The organism is Parazoarcus sp. PS-13 R2A (assembly GCF_057621855.1).
On the sequence record NZ_JBYEXN010000006.1, the window covers coordinates 20419 to 42518 of the forward strand.

The following is a 22100-nucleotide window of genomic DNA, read 5'->3' on the forward strand; positions in this document are numbered from 1 at the left end:
GCCATGTGCGGCATTCACGGTTTCTATCGTTTTGACGGTGAGCGCGTCGATCCTGCCCAGCTCACGGCCATGGGGGACGTGACCCGCCATCGTGGCCCCGATGACGAGGGACAGCATATCGACCGAAATGGGCGCTGTGGCATTGCCATGCGACGCCTGTCCATCATCGATCTTGCTGGCGGGCACCAACCGATCTCCAATGCGGATGACACGCTATGGGTCGTGTGCAATGGCGAGATCTACAATTTCCGCGAGCTCCGTGCCGAACTGCAGGACCGCGGCTATCGGTTCAAGACCGGGTCGGATAGCGAAGTGTTGCTGCATCTCTATGACGAGATGGGGGACGACTTCGTTCATCGGCTCGATGGCATGTTCAACTTCGCGCTGTGGGATGCCCGTCGCAAGCGCTTGCTGATCGGGCGCGACCATCTTGGCGTTAAGCCGCTTTACGTTCATCAGTCTGCGACCGTGCTGGGTTTTGCCACCGAGGCCAAAGCCCTTTTGCAGTTGCCGGGCATGCGTACCGAACTCAATCGCGATGTGCTCGGCGATTACCTGCACCTGGGTTACGTGCCTGCGCCGCACTCGATGTTCAGCGGCATCCGCAAGCTGCCGCCGGCCACCTTGCTGGCCGTGGAGAACGGTGAGGTGCGTGAGTGGCGTTACTGGCGCCTGCCCGCGACGATCGATCGCAGCGTCTCCGAGGCCGAGTGGGTGGATCGCATCCGAAGCGGAATGGAGTCAGCGGTACACCGGCAGATGGTCAGCGATGTGCCAATCGGCGCGTTTCTGTCGGGCGGCGTCGATTCCAGCGCGGTGGTTGCCTATATGGCCAAGCATTCCTCGCACCCGATCCGCACTTATGCGATTGGCTTCGAGGGCGGTGAGGCTGAGCAGCTCTACAACGAGCTGCCCTATGCCCGTCAGGTGGCAAGGCTCTTCGGTACCGAACACCGCGAGATCGTCGTAAAGCCGGATGTGGTCGGTTTGCTGCCAAAGCTGCTGTGGCACATGGATGAGCCGGTCTCCGATTCCGCGTTCATCACCACCTTTCTGGTGTCTGAGTTTGCCCGTCAGGACGTCAAGGTGATTCTTTCGGGGGTTGGCGGCGACGAACTGTTCGGCGGCTACCGGCGCTATCTTGGTGGTCACTATGTGCGCAAACTGGAACGCTTGCCGCGCTGGTCGCGAAGGCTGATGTCGCGTGCAGCCGAGCTCATGCCCAGTGACCGTCATTCGAAAGTGCTGAATACCTTGCGTCTGGCCCGGGGCTTTCTCGCTTCGGCCGAGCTTTCGCCGGATGAGCGCTACCGTCACTACCTGCAGGTGCTCGACCACGAGACTGTGTCGGCGCTGACCGGCGGTCGCAACGGGTCCAGCGATGCACTCGCTGCTGCGTTCGCTGCTGCAGGTGACGAGGATGCACTCAACCGGATGTTTGCAGTCGACGCCGAAACCCAGTTGCCTGACGATCTGTTGATGCTTACAGACAAGATGAGCATGGCTGTATCGCTCGAATGCCGAGTGCCGCTGCTCGATCGCGAGCTGGTTGAGTTGGCTGCAGCCATCCCCGAGTCCCTGAAGGTAAAGAACGGCCGTCTCAAGCACCTGATGAAGGATGCGCTCTCCGATGTGCTGCCGCCGGACATTCTCGATCGCAAGAAGCGGGGCTTCGGCACGCCGATGGGCGCCTGGCTCAAGCGTGAGCTTGCCCCAGTGCTGCGCAGGCTGCTCGCGACCGATGTCGTGAGAGACCGTGACTTGTTCGATCCTGCGGTGGTGTCCCGCCTCATGGCCGATCATGAGTCCGCGCGTATCGACGGCACCGACGCGCTGCTTGCCCTGATGAACCTGGAAATCTGGAGTCGTCTCTACCTTGATGGTCATTCGGTTGATGACGTCACGGCAGAGCTCAAAAGCCACCTCGCATGAAAATTCTCTACGTCTGTCACCGCTTTCCGTTTCCGCCCAAGCGCGGTGGAAAGATCCGCCCCTTCAACATGATCCGGCATCTGTCGCAGAATCATCAGGTAACGGTGTGCTCGCTGGCGCGTTCCGAGGCTGAAGCGGAAGAGGGCAGGGGGATCGCACCGCACTGCGAGCGATTCGAAATGGGGGTGGTGTCGAACCCGATCCAGATGCTGCGCATGGTGGCGCGATTGCCGACGATGGAGCCCTCGTCGATGGGCTATTTCTATTCGCCCGACCTTGCGGCCAAGGTCAATGCCCTGCTCGCCTCCGAGAAATTCGACCTGATTTTCGTGCATTGTTCATCCGTGGCGCAGTACGTCAGTCACGTGCACGACATTCCCAAGATTCTTGATTTTGGCGACATGGATTCGCAGAAATGGCTTGAGTACGTCAATTACAAGCCGTTTCCGCTCAAGGCCGGCTACTGGCTCGAAGGCAGCAAGATGGAGCGCGAGGAAAAGCGCCTGGCCCGTCTCTTCAATCTCTGCACCGCCACCACGCGCGCCGAGTGGGAAACGCTCGAGTCCTACTCCACTGGCGTTTCGACCGACTGGTTCCCCAACGGTGTGGATGCCGACTTCTTCAAGCCCGATGGTGAGGGCTATGACCCGGACACCATCAGCTTCATCGGGCGCATGGACTACTACCCGAATCAGGAGGCCATGTTCCGCTTCTGCGAACAGATCTGGCCGCTGCTTCGTGCCAAACGGCCCGAAATGAAGCTGCTGATCGTGGGGGCGGACCCCATCCCCGCAGTCATCAAGCTGGGTGAGTTGCCCGGTGTCACCGTGACCGGATCCGTGCCTGACGTGCGTCCCTACATCCTGCGCTCCGCAGCGATGGTCGCGCCGCTCAATATCGCGCGCGGCACCCAGAACAAGATTCTCGAAGCAATGGCGATGGGCGTGCCGGTGGTTTCGAGCAGCATTGCAGCTGGCGGAGTTGATGCCCAGGGTGAGGAGCATTTCCTCGTCGCTGACACGCCGATGCAGTACGCTGAAGCCATTCTTCGCCTGGTTGAACAGCCTGCCGAGCGCGAGCGGCTGTCCCGGGCGGGGCGTGAGCGCATGCTTTCGCACCACGCATGGCCGCGGTCGATGGAGCGCCTTGACGGCATCATCGAGCGCTGCCTGACCGAATTTCGCGGCAACAAGGAAACCAGTCAATGAAGATCAGTATTTTCGGTTTGGGCTATGTTGGTGCAGTGTCGCTCGCCTGTCTCGCGCGTGATGGGCATCAGGTCATTGGCGTTGATATCGATGCCGCCAAGCTGGCGCTCATCAAGGCGGGCACCACTCCGGTTGTTGAAGAGGGCATGGTCGATCTCATGCTCAGCGTTGCCGCAAGTGGCCGAGTCAGTGTGACGACCGATGTTCGTCAGGCCGTGCTCGACAGCGACATTTCGTTGATTTGTGTCGGTACGCCTTCTGCCACCAATGGGAGCCAGGATCAGGGCGCGGTACTTCGTCTGGCAAAGGATCTTGGCCTTGCGATTGCCGACAAGACCGCTCCGCATGTCCTGGTGTTTCGCTCCACCCTGGTGCCCGGCACAGTTGAAGACGTGCTCAAGCCCATCATCGAGGCCGAGTCCGGCAAGCGCGATGGCGAGGGCTTCCACCTGTGCTTCCAGCCCGAGTTCCTGCGCGAAGGCTCGTCGATTCGCGACTACGACAAGCCGCCATTTACCGTTGTGGGCGCAAATCATCCTTATCCGGCCGACCGCCTGCGCGAACTTTTCGGCCATCTGCCGTGCAAGTTCCTGCAAACCTCGGTTCGCGCAGCCGAGATGATGAAGTACTGCTGTAACAACTTCCACGCCCTCAAGATCACGTTCGCGAACGAAACCGCGCGTCTGTGCGAGGCCCTCGGCGTCGATGCGTTCGAGGTCATGGATCTGGTCTGTCAGGACACCCAGCTCAACATTTCGCCGGCCTACCTCAAGCCGGGGTTCGCCTTTGGCGGTTCCTGCCTGCCCAAGGATCTGCGTGCAACCAGTTATCTGGCCAAGACGCACGACGTCGAACTGCCCATGCTTAACGGCATCCTGCAGTCCAACCGCCAGCACATCGACCGTGCCATCGCCAAAGTGCTTGAGTCTGGTTGCCGCAAGGTCGGCATGCTCGGCTTGTCGTTCAAGACCGGCACCGACGATCTGCGCGAAAGCCCTCTGGTTACGCTCGCAGAGCAACTCATCGGCAAGGGTGTGCAGCTGTCCATCTACGATCCCGACGTTCAGCTTTCCCGTCTCCTCGGCGCCAATCGCCGTTTTATCGAAACCCAGCTCCCGCATATCGGCGACCTGCTCAAGCCGGATCTCGATGCAATCATCGCAGAATCCGAAATGCTGATCGTGGGCGTCTCGAATCCCGCGATCTTCGATGCAATCGCCACGCATTCGCGTGCTGAGCAACGCATCATCGACCTCGTCAAGCTCCCAGAGATGAAGGGGCTGCGGGCACAGGTGGAGGGGCTCTGCTGGTGAAGTCCGGCATCGGGCAGACGCGGGCAGCACGCACATGCCTGAGACTCTTCTGGGTGAGTGCGCTGATCACGCTGGTGGTTGCCGGATCGCTCGCTCCCTATTTAAGAGACTCGGCCGAAATGGTGCGCATGCGGAACGCATTGTTGCTTCAGGATGAGGCGGCTGCGTACGATTGGACCCCAAAAACCGTTCCGGAAGGTTTTGCGCTTGAGCGCGGCGCGCCGTCGCCGCTCTATGCAAATGCCGTGGCGGCGGGTGACCTGAAAGTAGAAGGCGACGACTGGGCGACAGCGCTGAAGATTGGGCGACACCTGCTCTTCGATGGGAAGCGCACTGGACGACCAATCCAGTCGAACCTCGAGCAAACCTATCGGCGCATTACGGAGCGCGGTGAAGGGTATTGCGGTGATTTCGCGGACAGCTTTACCGGGCTTGCCAATGCGGCCGGGCTGTTTTCCCGCCCCTGGGCCTTTTCTTTCGATGGTTTTGGGGGGCACGGGCACATCTTCAACGAGATTTGGGATCGCAAAGCGGCGCGATGGATCATGATTGATGTGTTCAATAACTTCTTCGTGATCGATGGGACGGGCCGGCCTCTGTCGGCGATCGAGTTTAGACGTCGTCTGGAGGCAGACGCCTCTGATTTGCAACTCCTGCCGGTTGACTCCGCTTCGAGCCCAGGGTTTGTGCGGGAGGACAAGGCGCTGGAGTACTACCGACGGGGTTTGCCTGAGTGGTACATGTGGTGGGGCAACAATGTTTTCGAATACGATCAGGATCCCGTGGTAAGCGCGCTTGGTAACACACATCGCGCTCTTGAGCAGCTTGGCGGCGTGGCCGTGGGTGTCTACCCCCGCATTCACATTCTCGCTACAAGTGAAAACCTGCCTCAACGCGAGGCAATCAGCTGGCTCAGGGTGCGCTTGATTGCAGTGATGGCGCTCGGCTCGACCAGTGCGGCGTTGTTGATATGCTGGTTGATCCTGCGTCGCAGGGAAGCGGATATGCAGTCGTGAACTCGTCGAACCCGGATGTAACACCGAGCACAGCGCATTCAGCCAAAGTTCCTGCGCTGTGCATTGTGGGCCCGCTGCCTCCTCCCTCTGGCGGCATGGCAAACCAGTGCGAACAGCTTGTCCGGTTGCTGCGCCTCGAGGGCGTCGATGTCGAACTGGTTCGTAACAATGCGCCCTACCGTCCACAATGGGTTGGCAAGGTCCCTCTGTTGCGCGCCGGGTGCAGGCTGATACCCTACGTCTCACGCCTGTGGCGGGCGGCTGGACGAGTTGAGGTCATGCATATCCTCGCAAACTCCGGGTGGGCATGGCACCTTTTTGCCGCGCCCGCCGTCTGGATCTGCCGCATCCGTGGAACGAAGGTGATCGTCAATTACCGGGGAGGGAACGCAGACGCGTTCTTTTCTCGCGCGCCTGCGTTTGTCCGCGGAACGCTTCGACAGGCAGATGCGTGCGTTACGCCGTCGGCATTCCTGCAGCGGGTGTTTGACCGGTTTGGAATTGCGGCCAGAATTGTTCCCAATATTGTGGATCTGTCTCGCTTCCGTCATGCCTCGTCGCGTTCTTTCGGCGATGCGCCGCATCTGATTGTCACCCGCAACCTTGAGCCGATTTACGACATCCCTACCGCGATCAACGCATTTTCCAAGGTCAGGTCGATATTCCCGAAGGCCCGGTTGACGGTGGCTGGCAGTGGCCCGGAACTTGAGCGCCTGAAGGCACTCACCTTGGCTCTCGGGTTGGATGGCAGCGTGCATTTCTCGGGGCGTATCGACAACGCGGACATCCCGGGTCTGTATGCTTCAGCGGATTGCATGCTGAATCCGAGTACCGTCGATAACATGCCCATTTCGATTCTCGAATCGTTCGCCAGTGGCGTGCCCGTGGTCACAACGGCCGCCGGGGGGATCCCGGACATGGTCGAAGATGGTCTGTCGGCCTTGCTTGTTCCCGTAGGTGATGCAGACGCCATGGGGGAGGCCGCGGTCCGGGTATTGACGGAGCCTGGACTGGTTGGTGCCTTGCGGGAGAACGGTCTTCGCGCCTCCATGGATTACGCATGGCCCGCCGTACGAGAGCGCTGGTTTGAGGTCTATCGGAGCGTCGTGGCGAACAGTGAGGACCTGACCATCGTGGGGAAGAGCAGCAATGCGTGATCTTGTGTTGATGCTGATCGTGGTGCCCGGCGGCCTGGTTGCACTGAGGCACCCGTTTGTGGGTGCGATGCTGTGGACCTGGATCAGCATCATGAATCCGCACCGCCTGACCTGGGGCTACATGTATAACGCGCCCGTCGCGATGTACATTGGCGTGTGCGCGCTTGTGGGTCTGTTCATGACCAAGGAGAAGCGCAGCCCCTTTATTGGCACGCCCGTGACGTGGCTGCTGATTCTCATTGCATGGATGTGTGTGACCACCGCATTTGCGTTCGATAGTGCATCGAGCCTCAGACAGCTTGAGAAGATCTTCAAGATTGACTTCATGGTGCTGGTTACGCTGATGCTGGTACGTACCAAGCGTGAGATGCTGATCTTTGCGTGGGTGCTTGCGTTCTCCGTTGCGTTCTACGGGATCAAAGGTGGCATATTCACGCTGCTTACCGGGGGCGGGTCGAGAGTCTATGGTCCTTCAGGGTCGTACATCGAAGAGAACAATGCCCTGGCGGTCGCACTGATCATGACAGTCCCCTTGTTGCGCTTTTTGCAAACAACGCTGGTGAAAGCGTGGCACAAGCACGCAATGACCGTAGCCATGGTGCTTTGCGGGGTCTCGATTCTGGGCTCCCATTCGCGCGGCGCCTTGCTGGCCGTTTCGGCGATGCTCATGGTGCTGTGGTGGCGCGGGAAGAACAAGTTCGCAACCGGGTTGATCATGGTCGTGGCCGGTGCGGCAGCACTTTCATTCATGCCACCAGAGTGGTGGGCGCGGATGGATACGATCCAGACTCATGAGGACAACTCGGCACAGGGGCGTATCAATGCGTGGATGATGGCTATCAATATTGCAAAAGCCAACTTCTTCGGGGGCGGCTTCAGTATCTACAATCCCTTCGTCTATAGCATTTATGCGCCGAACCCAACGCACATCGTGTCCGCTCACAGCATCTATTTTCACATGTTGGGAGAGCACGGCTTCGTTGGACTGTTCATCTTCCTCTGCCTCTGGATTTCGACCTGGCTGAGTGCAGGGTGGCTCCGCAAGCATGGCCGGAAGCAGGCGGAAACCGAATGGTGTGTCCAGCTCGGGTCGATGATCCAGGTCGCGCTGGTTGGCTATGCGGTTGGGGGCGCGTTCTTGAGTCTCTCCTATTTCGACCTGCCGTATAACCTGATGGCCTTGACTACCGCAGCATGTGCATGGGTGAAGATACGAGGATGGGAGAAGGAACCCGCATTCCAGCCGCAGAAGCGAATTTTCGGTATTCCGCTCTTTTTCGGGGATCAGTTGCGCCTGCGGTCTGGTTCAACGCCTGAACGGGCGTAGCAGGTAGTTTCGCAGGTCCGCCAATAACGGGCCAGGGTCCCGTCGATCGTAAAGATAGTAGCAGGTGTTCCTGCGGAAGAAGTCGCTCACGAAACGCCATAGTTCGTGGGCTGGCCGGACCTCGTAGAACGGATCCCGGATTTGCTTGCGCTGAAGCAAGATGCGGACGAGTCGCTTCACTTCAGTTGCAACCATGCGGCAGCGCAGTCCGTTCTGCAACGGTTGAAGTGGTGGTAGCGGTTCATCCAGCCCCTGAAGGTAGTAGCTCAGCGTGGCAAAGCCGGCCCCTGCCTGCACCGCCAGTGGGAAGCTACCCCAGAATCGGCCGTTTACCTCCATCAGGGCCGCCTCGCCGCTCCTATCGTCCAGGCGATACTCGACCATCGCACAGCCTTCCCAGCCGATTGCATTGAGCAGCGCGATGGAGCGCTCCTGGAGGTCCTGATGCTGCGTTAATGGTACTGCATCGCAGACGCTGGAAAAGCCTCCCTCCGGAGGCCATTCGGCGATGCGCAGGTGCTGGAAGCGGCGTACCGCTTCGCCCTTGTGCATGAAGAAAAACTGTCCAAGACCACGGCCGGGGCAGTATTCCTGAATGAGCGGCCAGATTCCTGCCGGCGCGAAGCGGTTCCCGATCTCTTGCAACTCCGAGGCATTTGCCGCGAACTCAAGCTTCAGAAGCGGAAGCTTGTGCGCGCGCAGCTGCGGCATCGCAAGCATTGGATCTGCCCATTTCACGACAACCGGGTAGCGAATTGCGGCACAGGCGCTCCGCCACTCATCGATGGATTTGGGCGCGTGTGTCCTGGGCGTCCGTATGCCCGCTTTTTCTGCCAGTTCCAGTGTTCGGGCCTTGTCGAGAACGCGGCGGAAGGTTTCGGCTTCCGGCGCGACGACCTTCACTTGCCCGAACTCACTCCTGTTCGAAATGAGCCAGGCAAGATCGGTTTCCGAAATGGCAAGCAGAACTGCGCCACCGTACTCCTCTCCCAACTCCCGTATTCGACTGACAAGCGAATCGTCCCGCGCGGGGCCAGCGACAATGCCGCGCTCAAGATATCGTGATGACAGACCAATCGAATGCTTGCGGTTGGCCAGCCCGATCACGCGTACGCCGGCGCGTCCAAGTTCCCGAACTACGCCGACGCCAATCTGGGTTTCGATGCCGAGTACAAAGCACGGTGGACGATTGGGTCTAACGCCGAGGGCCGTTTCTTCGAGGGCTGTATTCATGCGATCAGGCGTCGCGCCGCCTGTCCGGCAAAACGGCGCATTGTTGCGAGCTTACTTACCTGTGCCAAGGACGTATCTTGCGGAATGCACGCCAGAGAACTCGGTGAGCGTAAGCCGCAGGTTGGATAGATCAGCCGGTTCTGGCCGAGAAAGCGACAAAGGGCTTCGAAGCGCGCAGCTACAATCCGGTCGGGCAAGGACGTGCCTGCGCGCAACATCTCAAAATTGTGCGACAGGATGGTGAAGCAGGGGTGCTGACGCCGGGCGGAGTCTTCAAGCGCCTCTTCGAACTCGCGGACGCTGCACGCGCCAACCTGTGCATGTCGTAACCGTCCCGTTCCATCACGGAAAATTGTCATCGGCAGCAACTGCAGGGCGCCGCGCATGCGGGGGAAATAGAAGTTCCCTTCCTCGCGCAAGTCCGCCCCTGAAACGTCATAGCACATGTTCAGACTGGCATCGGTACTCAAGCCGCAGGCGCTTGCCGCTGCCATTGTGTCGGCATTGGCAGCGAAACTGCCCGAGCGGAACGCCGTTACATTGGAAACCCCGGCTTCGCTCAGTAAGGTCAGGCCCCGATGCAGCAAATCCGTCTGTTCTTCGCGCGAATAGTGAATAAGGTGCTGCCGTTTGTAAGGCTTGTCCGGAAACACCGGGGGGCAGATCTCGTCGGTCCATTCAGGATGCAAGTGCAGCTGAACCTCTTGCCCCGCGTCCTGGATCATGTGCGTGATCTTCGCGAGGTGCTCAACTCCGAATCGCGCAGCAAACAGCGGTTCGACGAAGAACACGCCCAGCAGACCGTGCCTGTTCATGATCTCGAGCGTCTTCGGCAACGCGTATTCACCGGCGGTTGATCGACCGTAGACATAGCGTTCAAAAGCAGACGGAAAACGATCATCCAGAGCGTCCCACCCATTGCACCAGACTTCGATATCGAATGTCAGATAGACGTTCATTGCCGGATACTCGGACTGTTGCCTTGCTTCAGCTCCGCCAGCAGAAGGGTCACCGCGGGCAGGATTGTGGCAAAGCAGCTGCGGAAATAGTCGACAGACAACGTGTCGGGGTCGTGGATGTGATAACGAATCGGTCGCGCCCAGTGCCCGAGAAGGGCGATCTGATCTGCAGGCACTCCGCGATCTACAAGTCTGTGTGCGTGGCGAAGCTCCATTACCAGTAACAAGTCGCCGTCACGTCGCTCATAGTCTGAAATATTGGTCGCGGTATGCGAGTCGAGCGATATGTCGAACTCGCGGGACACGGCTCGTGCATTGACGGTCGCTGGTGCGCCCGTTGTCGTCGAGAGTCCAATCGAAATGCACTCGACCGGATGGCGATTTGCGACTGCGTGGGCAAACGCGCTGCGATTGATATTGCCGAGACAGACGAACACCAGGCGTTCTATCCTTGCCGGATTCAAAGTGCGGAAGCGCTGGCGGTCCCCAAATATCCCCTCAATCTGCCCCAGCAAATAGCGAACGAAGCCACGGTGGGTGCCGTGATTGGTTTCTATCAGGGAGATCAGACGGCGATATGGGGATTTCACAGGCTGAATTCCGGCGAATGTTTCCGTAGCCATAGTTCAAGTATTTGCATGACCCATACCATTTCGCCGTAATACCCTGGATGCGCGGGAAGATGCTTGTTCAGGAGGTCATCAATGAAGTTCGCCTGAATGATGCCGCGCCGTTTCAGCGATTCAAGCGAATCCCTTGCCATGGATTTAAGCTCGGCGTGCTGCGAGGTCCAAACACCAAAAGGCAAGCCGAAGCCGTGCTTTTTCTTTGCAATAATCTCGTCGGGGAGAAAGCCTTTGAGTGCTTCCTTGAAGAACCAGCGTAGCGTCAGTCCTTTCAGTTTCCAGTTCGAGGGCAAGGTGAGCGAAAACTCAAGCAACTCGTCTGAGAGCAGCGGGAAGCCGACGTCGATGCCGGCCAGATCGGTCGTGCCGATCACTTTCGGAAGATCGTTGTCGGCCAGCGTGAAACGCCAGTCGAACGCAAGCATTCTGTTGACCAGGGATTGTCCGTCAGTCTGCGACCATACGCTGCGCTGACGCTCCAGCGGACCGTCCGGGCTGACGAGGGCCAGAAAGTCGGCAGTCAGAACCTGCTCCAGGCCGAGTCGCAGCAGCAGGTTGTACATGCCCATTCGGTCGGGCATGGGTACACGTGCCTGGCTGACATAGCTTGCTGCCTTCCTGACGACCGGGACGCGATCGATGCCGGGCAATGCAAGCAGCGGTTCGAGCATTGACGAACGCAGCAACCCCGGGACTGAATCGTAAACGCCGAAGATGCGCTGCTTGGCGTAGCGTGAATTGCCGCCGAACAACTCGTCGCCTCCATCGCCAGCAAGAATGCGAGTGAGTCCGTCGTTCCGGGCGTTGGTCGCACACAACCAGGCGGGTACCGCGGACGAGTTGCCGAACGGCTGATCGTAGTGAACTGCGACCTCAGGGATGCCTTTCAGAAGGTCTCCAGGGGTGACGTAGTATTCGTGGTGGTCCGTGCCAAAGTGTTTTGCTGCGATGCGTGCATACTCCATTTCATCGTAGCCGGCTGCATCGAACCCGATCGAATACGTTGGTGCAGGTCTACCCAGTGCCTTGCACAGCATTCCTGAAACCGTGGAGCTGTCAGTTCCGCCAGAAAGAAAGGCGCCGACGTGCCCGTCTGCCGCTTCCATTGCTACGGATGCCTCCACGATTTCCAGGAAACGGCGTTTGCTTGTCTCGAGATCGAGAGTGTTGTCCGGCGCAAAGGAAGGGGTCCAGTAGCGCTCAATGCGGACCTGACCGCTCTCCCACAGCAACTGGTGCCCCGGCTCCAGACGGAAAATGTTGGCAAACACCGTCTGCGGAGCCGGAATCATGTGGCAGTAGAGGTAGTCGAAAATCGCCTGTGGGCTCACCGCCTTGTTTGAACAGGGGACCTCGTCAGCTCGGCTTGCAAAGGCAAAGTGGTCGCTGGTGCTTGAGTGACACAATGGATACGTGTTGAAACGATCAACAGCGAGCCACACGGTCTTGTCGGCACCGTTGAGGATCACCACCGCGAATCGCCCCGTTACGGTGCTTGCAGCGGATGTGCCATGTTCCCGGAACGCGTCGAGCCAAGCCGCAGCGCTGCCATCACGTCCAGCACGCTGGTCGCATGCGTTCAACCCGAATCGGGGATTGCCCCAAGCGAGGCAAATCGTGTTGTTTTCACGGTGGATCAAGACATTGGCATCGTGAGTGCAAAATCCGCCATTGAAGGAGAGCGCATCGTCGCGCACGCTTGAAATGCCTGCGTCAGGCATGGATCCACTGCGCGAAACCGCGCCTGTTACTCTGGCAAGCAAACCTGATTCCTCGTCTGATTGATGCTGCTGACTTGATGGATGAGGCAGTCCGCATGATACCGCATCAAAGTTGTCACCAACCGGTGACACATTTGGCAAGGAGAGTCAGAAAGGCGTCCGATGCGGCGATCTCCGCTGCTACCATGACAGAACAATGACAGGGAGCGACAGGGCGCTAGAATCGCCAAGCGAGATAGTGTTGACCTGCAGCGGCGCCCTTCTTTTGATGGTTTTTTAATGACAAGCGTGTTCAGGAACATGGTGGTGAAAGGGTACCTTCCGGAAGATTGCTCGCTAGTGTCGAGCAAGATGTATTCGCTTGTCCTCATACTCCTTGCCCTTCTGTCCGCATCGCATGCGGAAGCGGCAATTCCACTCTCTGACGGACGGGATGGCGTCACATGCCGGCATTTTGCAACCGCTGCAAACATGGCGTGGCAACAGCCGGGTGGCGACTGGGCTGACTCGACAGGGACCCCCTATGGCGCCAGTGCGTATGCGATGGAGGATGTGCCAGTTACTCGCGTTCGGCAGGTGCTTACCTGGGATCTGACTGGATTGGTGCGGGAGTGGCAAAGCGGGGCCGCCCCTGCAGGCGCAATCTTTATCATGGCGGCGCCTGGAAAGCCTGCAGGAAAGGTTAATTTCAACAGCCGCGAAAGTGCTGACCCTTCCGCCCGCCCATCGTTGGTTGTCGAGTGGGGCGACGGCAGTCGATCCCGCATGGCGGCGAGCGCCGACGCACACCTCCCATGTTCGACGTCCAAAAGTATCGGTGGCAGCAAAACCTTTCAGGTCGCAAGCGACGTCAATGCAGTGATGGCGTTTCCCTTTGACCGCGATGAGAAAAGGCGCGTTGTCAAAGCGGAGTTACTGCTCACAACGGACAAGCAGTATTTCAGGACTACGTCGATCGGTGTGTTCCGCCCAATATTGCAGCAGACGGGGCGAGCCGAATCCATCAGCGGGCTTTCGGCCAAGTATCCTGAGGATAGGGGAATCAACGCTGATCATGCGGTGCTCTTCTCCGACTCATTCGAGTCATCGGATTGGGCCTCCCGCTGGGCAACTGTCAGCGACAAGAGTACGACCGAGATCATCGACCACGATGCCGCGAACAGGTTTGAGCGTCTGGATGGACGGGCACTGAAAGTGTCCGTTTTCAAGGGGAAGGTTCTTGGCCTGAATGCGACATACCGCTTCGATAGCAGGCCCGAGGGCGAGCCTGAGGAAATGTACTTTCGGTACTGTCTTCGATTTGGCGAGAGCTGGAATCCGACCCGCTCTGGGGGCAAGCTGCCAGGCTTTGCGGGCACATACAATCGCGGCGGCTGGGGAGGCAGAACCGCAAATGGGGTGAATGGCTGGTCTGCGCGAGGCACTTTTTTCCGCTGGCACGATAGCAACTCCCCTCTGCGAGATCGCCGGGCAATCGGGTCATATGTCTATCATGCAGGAATGCCAAATAAATACGGAAGTACGTGGGGGTGGAACGAAGGGCCGACAGGCATGCTAGCGAAGAATCGTTGGTACAGCATTGAGCAGTACGTGCGCTTGAACACGCCCGGAAAGAACGATGGCGTGCTCCGTGCGTGGGTGGATGGAAAGCTCGCGTTTGAAAGGACCGACCTGCGCTATCGGGATGTACCGGACCTCAAGATTGAGACGCTCTGGATGAATGTGTACCACGGCGGAACCACACCTACCGACACCGACCTTGCCCTGTATATTGATAACGTCGTGATTGCGAAGGAATATATCGGCCCATTTGAGAGGGGGCAATGATGCCGGTCCGCACTGTAAAGGCAATGGTCAGATGGGGGGTTAGGGCGTTTCTGGAGAATGTCGGGCCGATCAGGGTTCTTTTTTACGTAAGTAACGAAATAGGGTTTGCCAATCAGAAAGCGCTGCTTGAACTGTTAGCTGTGGACCGCAGGTTTCGGGTTGGTGTATGCGCCGAAAGCGGCGTTGAGATTGTGTTCTCCGATCATGAACTCGGCGCCATTTTTGAACGGTATCGACTGCCGGATGAGCGTGCCACGAAGATGCCTTGGCATTATGTTTTTACAACGGACATTATTCGAGACTGGTTTTTCTGGGATTTTGTAGGCGTCATACTAAGTCACGGCAGTTGCATCGCGAATTTGCATAAGTCGGACGAGGTCTGGAATTTCAAGATGTTTGCGGATCACTCGATCGGAATTGCGCTGTTGGCCGGATTCGGTGATCTGGACTGGTTGTCAAAGGTCCGACGGGATCTGCTCGATTGTCCGTCCAAGGCTTTTTTTGTCTGCGGCGCCCCGAAGCTTGCGGAACTGGTCGAGAAAAGCTGCAGAAAGAATGATTACGTCAGCCAGCTTGGCCTGTCTCCGCAGCACAAGACGCTTCTTGTTTCCTCTCATTGGACGCGCATGTCTTTCTTGCGGGATCTGGGTGCAGAGGGGGTCAAGGCATTGTGTGGGCGTTCGGATCCAATCAACGTGATCGTGACTGCGCACCCCAAACTCTGGACCTTGGGCGATTCGGATGGATTCGACGGAAAGGGGCTGCTTCGTGATCTCAAGGCAATTGAGTCGACGTTTCCAAATCTGCGTGTCGTCGAGACCGGCGTTCCGTTTGAACTCATGGCGGCCGCCGATCTTATGGTGTGCGATCACAGTTCGATCCGTGTCGAGTTCGCCAGACTGCGTCGGCCTGCGGCGCTCTACCGCAGCAGTCAGTTTGTCTGTCAATCCGAGGTGACGGATCGCTTGTACCGTGACGCCTCGGAGGTGTTTTCAGACACCGAAGGCCTCGACGAGGCTGTGTCTGCCATTTTGGCGCCGGGGTATGACAGGTCCGAACAGTCAGATGCACTGGGTCAGTACTTCGTAGCCGATATATTCGGGGCAGTCGACACCATTCGTAACGTGTTGTTGAGGTGCGGCAGGGTGAGTTCGGTGCGGTCGCGGAAGTGGGCTCGGGTAAAGGCATTCGAGCGCGAATTCGTGGGGCCCGCCCGTACTGCGGCTATGGCGCATGAGACTGCTCCTCATCCGGGCGGACTTCAGCCAGAGCAGTGTGGCGAATGTGGCTGACCTAACTTCTGAAGGGCCGCGTTCATGTTTTTCTGGACGCGGCCTGCTTCATAGCTTCCGCTGAATTGCTCGCGCCCCGAGGCAATCATGTTGCGCCTCAGGTCAGGGTCCGCAATCAGCCGCAAACAGGCTGCAGCGAAGGATTCTTCGTCGTCCGCAATAAGAATGTCACGGCCATCGACCAAATCAAGGCCCTCTGCACCAATTGACGTTGAAACGACCGGCCTGCCAAGCGCCAGCGCTTCCAGAATCTTGATGCGCGTGCCGCCGCCAAAACGAATGGGCACCACGACAATATCGGCTCGTTCGTAGCAGGGTTCGACCCTGTCGACCTCGCCGGTGACGGTAATCGTGTCATCTGCGGCAAGTGCTTTAACCTTCGGAGATGGTCCGCGCCCGACAATCTCCGTCGTGATCGGCTGCTGAGCCTGAGCCTTGATGTGGGGGAGAATCCCGTTGCAGAAATAGATCGCCCCATCGTCATTCGGTTGGTAGGTCATTGTTCCGAGAAACAGAATGTGGGTGCTCCCGGATGCGGCGCGGGGTGGCAGTTGCCTTAAATTGGGCAGGGAGTTCGGAACAACCACCAGCGTGGCGGAAGTGCCCTGCTTCCGAAGGGTCTCGGCATCTTTGTCGGAGCAGATGCCAATGCCGTCCACCTGTTTCAATGCCTTTTTTTCCGCAAGCGAAATTTCGAATTGCTGAATTCTGGCGAGTACCTTTTCCTCAAATCCGAACTGATGCGAGCGAGTGTCAAACTCGCGTTTCAATGCGACTGATTCGACGTCGTCGAGATCGAGGAACAGCTTGTGCGCCACCTTGCGTACGCCACCCACAGCCGCGCTGATCAGTTCGAATGTGCGAAGGCGGAAGAAGAACGCCAGGTCGTACTGATGGTGGCGAATATCGTTGCGGAAGTCATCGAGTACGCTGGAAGGCGCGATTTTCGATGAAGGTGCACCAAGGGATGAGAAGCGCAGGGCTGCGGTCAGCCCCGGCACCCTGATGTTGCGTGTTCGAAACGTGGGCTCGAGGCGCAAGACGCGTACGCTCCTGCATAGTGTGGCGGCTGCACTCGTGTCGTCCCCTCTGGAGATCTGTCCACTCGTCAGCATCAGAACGAGATCGACTTCTGCGGTTGCCGATAGTGCTTCGAGATGTGACCACGCCCTCTTCTGAATGCCAGCGCCGTTGGGCAGTGGCAATGTAGGGGAAAAATAGACGACTGTCTTGATCTCGGTCTTGTCGCGATCGTTCATTGTGTCCAACCTGCGAAGGGACATGTTGTGTGCGTGAATGGATAGTGGTGGGCGTATGACCCATGCGCTTGCGTGCTGGCCTGGATTACCTTGGTTGAGTCGCTGCTTTCTTCTCCATGCGCGAGCCACCTTTTTCGAGATAGAGCGGGGTCTGCTCGTACTCCGGGAACTCGGACTCCCAGCGGCGAAGGATCTCCTGCTCACCCTTACGATCGGCGTCGTCAAGAAAAACGCTCGCGCCGACGGATATGTGGCTGTCCAGCATGGAAAGTGCGGGGTGTCTCGCAAGGGGCGAGGTGTCAGCAGGCGGACCGTCGATTACAACCATGTCCAACGCTTGCCGGTCGCTTGGAATGCAATTCGGGTCATACCAAGGCTGATCATGTCCAGATACAAAGACGAGTGGAGCGTGGATGATGGTAGCCCATGCGGTCAAGTTTTGTTCTGCAAGCATCTGCCGCGTCTTGGTGGCGTAGTGTTCATTGTGTTCGAGGCTGAACACATGCCCTGCGCCGTTCAATTCGCAACTTCGAGCAAGCACGAGTGTCGATGAACCGGAACTACACTCCAGAATCGCTCCCGGGCGTTCATGACGCACGTGACGTGCTAGCTCCAACAGGAAGTCCGGGGAAGCAGCCCAGTGCCGCAACGTAGGTAAGGGGACGATAGGGTGGATCAGGCGCATTAGCCCATCGTAGGCCTGGAGTTGCTGATACAGCGTGCGTGCTTCACTTTCGGTTTGACGAAGGGCGCGTTCAAGCCGGTAAGACGCCAAATGAATTTTTCTTACTTTGTATAGCGTGAGTGCCTGAACTGCGAGCCCGACAAGTAAAGCGCCAAGTATCCATTCGCTCATGCTCGGCAATCCCTATGTGAGTCCAGATTACTTTTGAGTGGATTCGTCCGGGAGCAACGTCTCGATGTGCTGTAGAAGTTGATCCGCGAGGTCCGCTCTTTCATGATGGCGAAGCCAATGCTCTCGTTTGCCATCGGTATCTGCGGCACCTTTCGCAACCAATTGCATCAGCGCGTCGTGGAGGCGCGTAACGTCATTCTCGGGGACGACTATGCCGGCATCAAGCTCTTTTACAATGGAGGCGACCTCCCCCCCTTCTCCGTAGACGAGGATGGGTCGGCCTGAAGCAATATAGTCGAACAGCTTCCCCGGAATGTAACGCTCAAGGGCAGGTGGGTTAAATGCAATGAGCGCGCCGGACTCATGCATGATTCTAATGGCAGAGGGTTTGGATACCTGGTCCCGGAGACCGATGATATCCTCAAGGCTGCTGTCGCTTAATGCGGGTTCGACACTGCGGTGCCGTTGCCCGACAAATTGAATGCGTAGCCGTGTGCGCCAGTCCGGCTCAGACTCAAGCAACTCTTTTACCGTATTCAGGAAGCCATCAGCGGGCGTGTGCGGACCCAGCGCACCAAGAAATGCGAGTTGAAGAGTGTTCGACGGGGTGGCAGGCGACGAGACCTCCGTTTCGGGCGGGAGATCGCCGGGCTCAAAGCCGTTTGGAATATGGATGAACTTCTTCTGGTCAGTGCTCGGAAACGCGATCTGGGCTTGCCGCATGAAAGATCGTGTGGTGAACACAATGCTTGCAGCGTGCTCAAGGCATTTAAGCTCCCAGCGTGAGTCGGCAGTGCCCAGGCGGACGAACTCAAAAGGGCATTGCGTCCATTCGTCCCGGTAGTCGAGGACGAGCGGGGCGTTAAAGCGACGTGACAGATGCCAGCCGGCGACGAAATTATGGAACGGAGGGCCCGAGGCGAGAATAACCGATGGCGGCTTAATATCTGATGTGTCGGTTTGTTCAAGCGTTTCGATGACATTTCCAAAGCCGCCATCAATTTGTGGAAAGAGCCGGTAACTTGGCTTCAGCTCGCTTTCTGAAATGCGTAACACGCGAACCGACGAAGGAAGTCCGCGGAGTAGGTGCTCGCCAGCCGACGAAGCCTGCTGAGGCGCGGGGCCTGCGATCACCGTGACCTGCCAGCCAAGTTCAGCGGCTCTCCGGGCGAAGGACAGCGGTCGATAAACGCCCCCTGATATGGTTGGTGGAAAGAACCATGCGAGAAGAAGAAGGTGGCGTGTGTTTGCTGGTCTGGCTGCGTTCCGCATTCCAAGATCGCGAAGAATACACTTCACGTAACGCGTGTAGCCCGTAATGGTGTCGAGCGCAGTCCTGACGTAGTGAGTCGAGGGTGAGGGTATCGTCGGCATCTGTATTCCCGGTGCTGCAGAGTGGTGGTTCTTGCCGTCTGCAATTTTCCTTGCGGCCCGCAGCTCATGGTGACCGAATATCGATGAATGGCTGCGTGACCTGCGGGGGAACCCCGAATCTATCATGATGCAGTGTGTTTGCAGGCTTATGAAGTTTCGGAAAACTGCGGCTACAGGAGGCCCTTTGCACGGCGGGATCGCACCGACGTCGCGGCGAGGCATGAGGAAGAGGTCCCCGGACATCTGCCAGGGGCAGCATCTAGCCGTGTGATTTACCCAGGCGGAGTCGCTTTAACACTGTCAGAACTTCGGTTTGAAGGGGGTGGCGCATCGTCCACACACCGATAAGCCATCCACCCAGGGCAAGTGTGCCCGAGGCTGCCAGAGTGATAAGCAGGTGAAGTGCATCGGCGTCCGGGCGGTAGAGGAAATACATTGCGACGGCCGGGCCTATCAGGGCGAACGGCAAGAGTACAAAGCAGGTTCGCGTTTTTGACATAAGGGTCATGAATGTCAGTTGGAATGCCTTGTGCAATGCGTTCTGATAGAACACCGCCTCGGCAATGGCCACCAGGCCCAGAAGAGGCACCACTATTTCCAACGAAAACCATATGGACGTTGCGAGAATCGCCACGCGCAGGCCTTGAATCGCGATCTGAACATAGAGAACACGGTTGATGTTTCCGGATGCAACCAGCGAGAGGTTGGCCATTGAATAGGGCGCGCTGATGATCGAGAAGACGCACAGCAGGGTTGCCAGAGGAGCAGCGCGTTCCCACTGGGGCCCGAACAAAAAGATGATGAGCGGTTCGGCGAGCAAGGCAAGTAGCCCCATCGTCGGCACGGTAACAGCGAGCAGGTAGTTCATCGCGCGGCTGTACAGCTCAGCCGGATTCTGACCTGAGCGGACGTTCTTTGCGAAGGAGGGGAAATAGACCTTGTTTACAAGGGTTGCGAGTTGCCCGAGGACCATTTTGCGCAAACCCGCGGCTCGGCTGTAATAGGCGACTGCCGAAAAGCCCAGTGTCCGTCCGAGGATCAGATCGGGAGCGCTTGCGCCGATCTCGGACAGAAATGAGACCAGGCTGGACACTGAACCGAACTTGACGATCTCGCGTAAACCCTTGAAGGTCGGGAACATGAAGATCTCGCCGCGGCGGATGAAGTTCAGCAGGACGATATTGGTGATGTGGCCTGCGATCGCCCCCCATGCCATGCTCAGGTAGCTTTCACCGGCAAGTGCAGCCACGATGGTTGTTGTTGTGCTCGCTACCGAATTGCAGATACTGACAACGGCGAGCGTTCCGAACTTCAGCTCCCTTTGCAGTAGTGAGAGCAAAGGCGTCCCGAAGGGGAGAAGCACGAAGTTGAGTGACAGCAGCGCCAGCACCTCAGCAATGCCCTCATGGTTGTAGAAGGCCGCGAGCGGGATGCGTCCGAGGTACAGGACTGCGGCGATCGACCAGGAAAAGAACAGCGTCAGGGAAAATGCAGCACGCAATTGTTCGCGTCCCACAACCTTTGCCTGGACCAGATACTGCCCGACGCCGAACTCCCTGAACACGTGGGCGAAGCCAAGCACCGAGACTGCGACGGAGAACACGCCGATCTCGGCTGGTGTCAGCAGGCGTGACACGATCACCACGCTGGCGAAGCCGAGCACGAAGTTGACGAGTTGCGAGATTGCGCTGAGTCCTAGCGCTTTGCGGACACTCATTAGGGGGACCGAAAGGGTTGAAAGGGAGGGGCTTAGACGAGCGTCTCGACGACAGAGGGGTGTCCGAGGAATGCTGCAGGGCTCGCGCTTGCGCCATAGGCGCCGGACTGATAGACGACAACCAGGTCGCCAGGCCCGGCATCGGGCAAGGCCATGCGGTCGGCCAGGAGATCGAGCGGTGTACACAATGGTCCGACGACCGAACAAGGCGCTGCCGGCGCGTCGTTCATGCGGTTTCCAATCGCCACCGGATAGTTCTTGCGGATGACCTGGCCGAAGTTTCCGCTGGCCGAGAGGTGATGGTGCAAGCCACCGTCGGTTACAAGGAAGGTCTGGCCGCGAGACACCTTCTTGTCGATGACGCTGCAGACATAGACACCCGCCTCGCCTACGAGGTAGCGGCCGAGCTCGATGACGATCTCCGCCTGTGGGAGTTTGTCTGCTGCTTCGGCGACAATGGCCCCGAGATTGGCGCCAATCGGCTCCAGGTTCAGACGCTGCTCTCCTGGAAAGTAGGGGATGCCAAAACCGCCCCCGAGGTTCAAGAATTTGACCGGAGAGGGCGCGTGCTCGGCAAGCCGGAGGGCGAGCGCGAAGCTCTTCTGCTGAGCCTCGATGATCGCCTCGGCCTTCAGGTTCTGAGAGCCTGCAAAAAGATGGAAGCCCTCGAATGCGAGGCCGGCACGACCAATCTCTGCGAGCAGTTCCGGCACCTGCTCGGCATCGACGCCGAACTGCTTTGGCCCCCCGCCCATCTTCATGCCCGAGGACTTGAGTTCGAAGTCGGGGTTCACGCGGACCGCAACGCGCGCAGGAAGTCCAAGTGCCTTCGATGCGGATGCAAGAGGGGCGATTTCACGGAACGATTCGACGTTTACGAGAATGCCAGCCGCTACCGCTTGCGCCAACTCCGTGTCCTTTTTTCCCGGCCCGGCAAAGCTCACTTCGTGCGCAACTGCTCCAGCGTCGAGTGCGACCTTGAGTTCGCCGGCAGATGCGACGTCAATTCCGTCGACCAGACCGGCCATGTGGGAAACGAGTGCGGGCATCGGGTTTGCCTTCATCGCATAGTGCAGCTTCACCTGCGAGGGCAATACCTCACGCAGTTCGGCAACCCGCTGCGTGAGCAACTGCCGATCGACTGCGTAGAAAGGGGTTTGACCTATACGTGCAGCGAGCCTCGTGATCGGAACGCCGCCGATGACCAGTTCGCCGTTGATGGCTGCGAACTGGTCCATGGGCGCGTGGCAAGGCGTAGGACGGACTGGGGTGGTCATTGTGCT

17 protein-coding genes are annotated in these 22100 nt (G+C 58.4%); 8 read left to right on the forward strand and 9 right to left on the reverse strand.

Annotated elements, in window-relative coordinates:
• Positions 1-3 precede the first annotated feature (3 nt).
• Genes asnB through AC22G6_RS07615 form a run of 6 tightly spaced genes read left to right on the forward strand, consistent with a single transcriptional unit; the run spans position 4 to position 7953 of the window.
• Entirely contained in the window at positions 4-1932 is a 1929-nt protein-coding gene (gene asnB / locus AC22G6_RS07590) for an asparagine synthase (glutamine-hydrolyzing) (protein WP_487366280.1), read from the forward strand.
• Positions 1929-3140, forward strand: a complete 1212-nt coding sequence (locus AC22G6_RS07595) for a TIGR03087 family PEP-CTERM/XrtA system glycosyltransferase (protein WP_487366281.1) — start codon at positions 1929-1931, stop codon at positions 3138-3140. Before asnB ends, AC22G6_RS07595 begins: the two co-directional genes overlap by 4 nt.
• Positions 3137-4453, forward strand: coding sequence for a nucleotide sugar dehydrogenase (locus AC22G6_RS07600; protein ID WP_487366282.1), 1317 nt, complete (start codon positions 3137-3139; stop codon positions 4451-4453). Before AC22G6_RS07595 ends, AC22G6_RS07600 begins: the two co-directional genes overlap by 4 nt.
• Positions 4450-5469 carry a transglutaminase domain-containing protein gene (locus AC22G6_RS07605; protein ID WP_487366283.1) on the forward strand — a complete coding sequence of 340 codons (1020 nt, stop codon included), beginning with the start codon at positions 4450-4452 and terminating at the stop codon, positions 5467-5469. The genes AC22G6_RS07600 and AC22G6_RS07605 overlap by 4 nt, the downstream gene beginning before the upstream one ends.
• The gene (locus AC22G6_RS07610; protein WP_487366284.1) at positions 5466-6626 is read left to right on the forward strand and encodes a glycosyltransferase family 4 protein; all 1161 of its coding nucleotides are present in this window, start codon (positions 5466-5468) and stop codon (positions 6624-6626) included. The genes AC22G6_RS07605 and AC22G6_RS07610 overlap by 4 nt, the downstream gene beginning before the upstream one ends.
• Positions 6619-7953, forward strand: a complete 1335-nt coding sequence (locus tag AC22G6_RS07615; RefSeq protein WP_487366285.1) for a putative O-glycosylation ligase, exosortase A system-associated — start codon at positions 6619-6621, stop codon at positions 7951-7953. Before AC22G6_RS07610 ends, AC22G6_RS07615 begins: the two co-directional genes overlap by 8 nt.
• Here AC22G6_RS07615 and AC22G6_RS07620 read toward each other — a convergent pair.
• From AC22G6_RS07620 to AC22G6_RS07635, 4 genes are read right to left on the reverse strand one after another with little or no spacing between them, the layout of a single operon-like run.
• Positions 7933-9186 carry a carboxylate--amine ligase gene (locus tag AC22G6_RS07620; RefSeq protein ID WP_487366286.1) on the reverse strand — a complete coding sequence of 418 codons (1254 nt, stop codon included), beginning with the start codon at positions 9184-9186 and terminating at the stop codon, positions 7933-7935. The genes AC22G6_RS07615 and AC22G6_RS07620 overlap by 21 nt on opposite strands.
• Positions 9183-10145: a polysaccharide deacetylase family protein gene (locus AC22G6_RS07625; protein WP_487366287.1), complete on the reverse strand. Its 963-nt coding sequence runs from the start codon at positions 10143-10145 to the stop codon at positions 9183-9185. The genes AC22G6_RS07620 and AC22G6_RS07625 overlap by 4 nt, the downstream gene beginning before the upstream one ends.
• Entirely contained in the window at positions 10142-10735 is a 594-nt protein-coding gene (locus AC22G6_RS07630) for an arsenate reductase/protein-tyrosine-phosphatase family protein (RefSeq protein WP_487366288.1), read from the reverse strand. Before AC22G6_RS07630 ends, AC22G6_RS07625 begins: the two co-directional genes overlap by 4 nt.
• Positions 10732-12492 carry an asparagine synthetase B family protein gene (locus tag AC22G6_RS07635; protein ID WP_487366289.1) on the reverse strand — a complete coding sequence of 587 codons (1761 nt, stop codon included), beginning with the start codon at positions 12490-12492 and terminating at the stop codon, positions 10732-10734. The genes AC22G6_RS07630 and AC22G6_RS07635 overlap by 4 nt, the downstream gene beginning before the upstream one ends.
• Positions 12493-12771: 279 nt before the next feature.
• On the opposite strand from AC22G6_RS07635, the gene AC22G6_RS07640 reads away from it, so the two are divergent.
• Positions 12772-14319, forward strand: a complete 1548-nt coding sequence (locus tag AC22G6_RS07640; protein ID WP_487366290.1) for a polysaccharide lyase — start codon at positions 12772-12774, stop codon at positions 14317-14319.
• Positions 14316-15611 (forward strand): hypothetical protein, encoded by a 1296-nt coding sequence (locus tag AC22G6_RS07645; RefSeq protein ID WP_487366291.1) that lies wholly within the window; start codon positions 14316-14318, stop codon positions 15609-15611. The genes AC22G6_RS07640 and AC22G6_RS07645 overlap by 4 nt, the downstream gene beginning before the upstream one ends.
• Here the strand turns inward: AC22G6_RS07645 and AC22G6_RS07650 are convergent.
• The 5 genes from AC22G6_RS07650 to AC22G6_RS07670 all read right to left on the reverse strand — a co-directional run bounded on the left by AC22G6_RS07650 (position 15581) and on the right by AC22G6_RS07670 (position 22094).
• Positions 15581-16870 (reverse strand): glycosyltransferase, encoded by a 1290-nt coding sequence (locus AC22G6_RS07650; protein WP_487366292.1) that lies wholly within the window; start codon positions 16868-16870, stop codon positions 15581-15583. The genes AC22G6_RS07645 and AC22G6_RS07650 overlap by 31 nt on opposite strands.
• Positions 16871-16955: 85 nt before the next feature.
• On the reverse strand, positions 16956-17726 hold the full coding sequence (locus AC22G6_RS07655) for a class I SAM-dependent methyltransferase (protein ID WP_487366293.1): 771 nt from the start codon (positions 17724-17726) through the stop codon (positions 16956-16958).
• Between the two features lie 27 nt (positions 17727-17753).
• Entirely contained in the window at positions 17754-19343 is a 1590-nt protein-coding gene (locus AC22G6_RS07660) for a glycosyltransferase (RefSeq protein WP_487366294.1), read from the reverse strand.
• Between the two features lie 16 nt (positions 19344-19359).
• Positions 19360-20817 (reverse strand): oligosaccharide flippase family protein, encoded by a 1458-nt coding sequence (locus AC22G6_RS07665; protein WP_487366295.1) that lies wholly within the window; start codon positions 20815-20817, stop codon positions 19360-19362.
• A gap of 32 nt (positions 20818-20849) precedes the next feature.
• Entirely contained in the window at positions 20850-22094 is a 1245-nt protein-coding gene (locus AC22G6_RS07670; RefSeq protein ID WP_487366296.1) for a pyridoxal-dependent decarboxylase, exosortase A system-associated, read from the reverse strand.
• Positions 22095-22100: the final 6 nt, after the last annotated feature.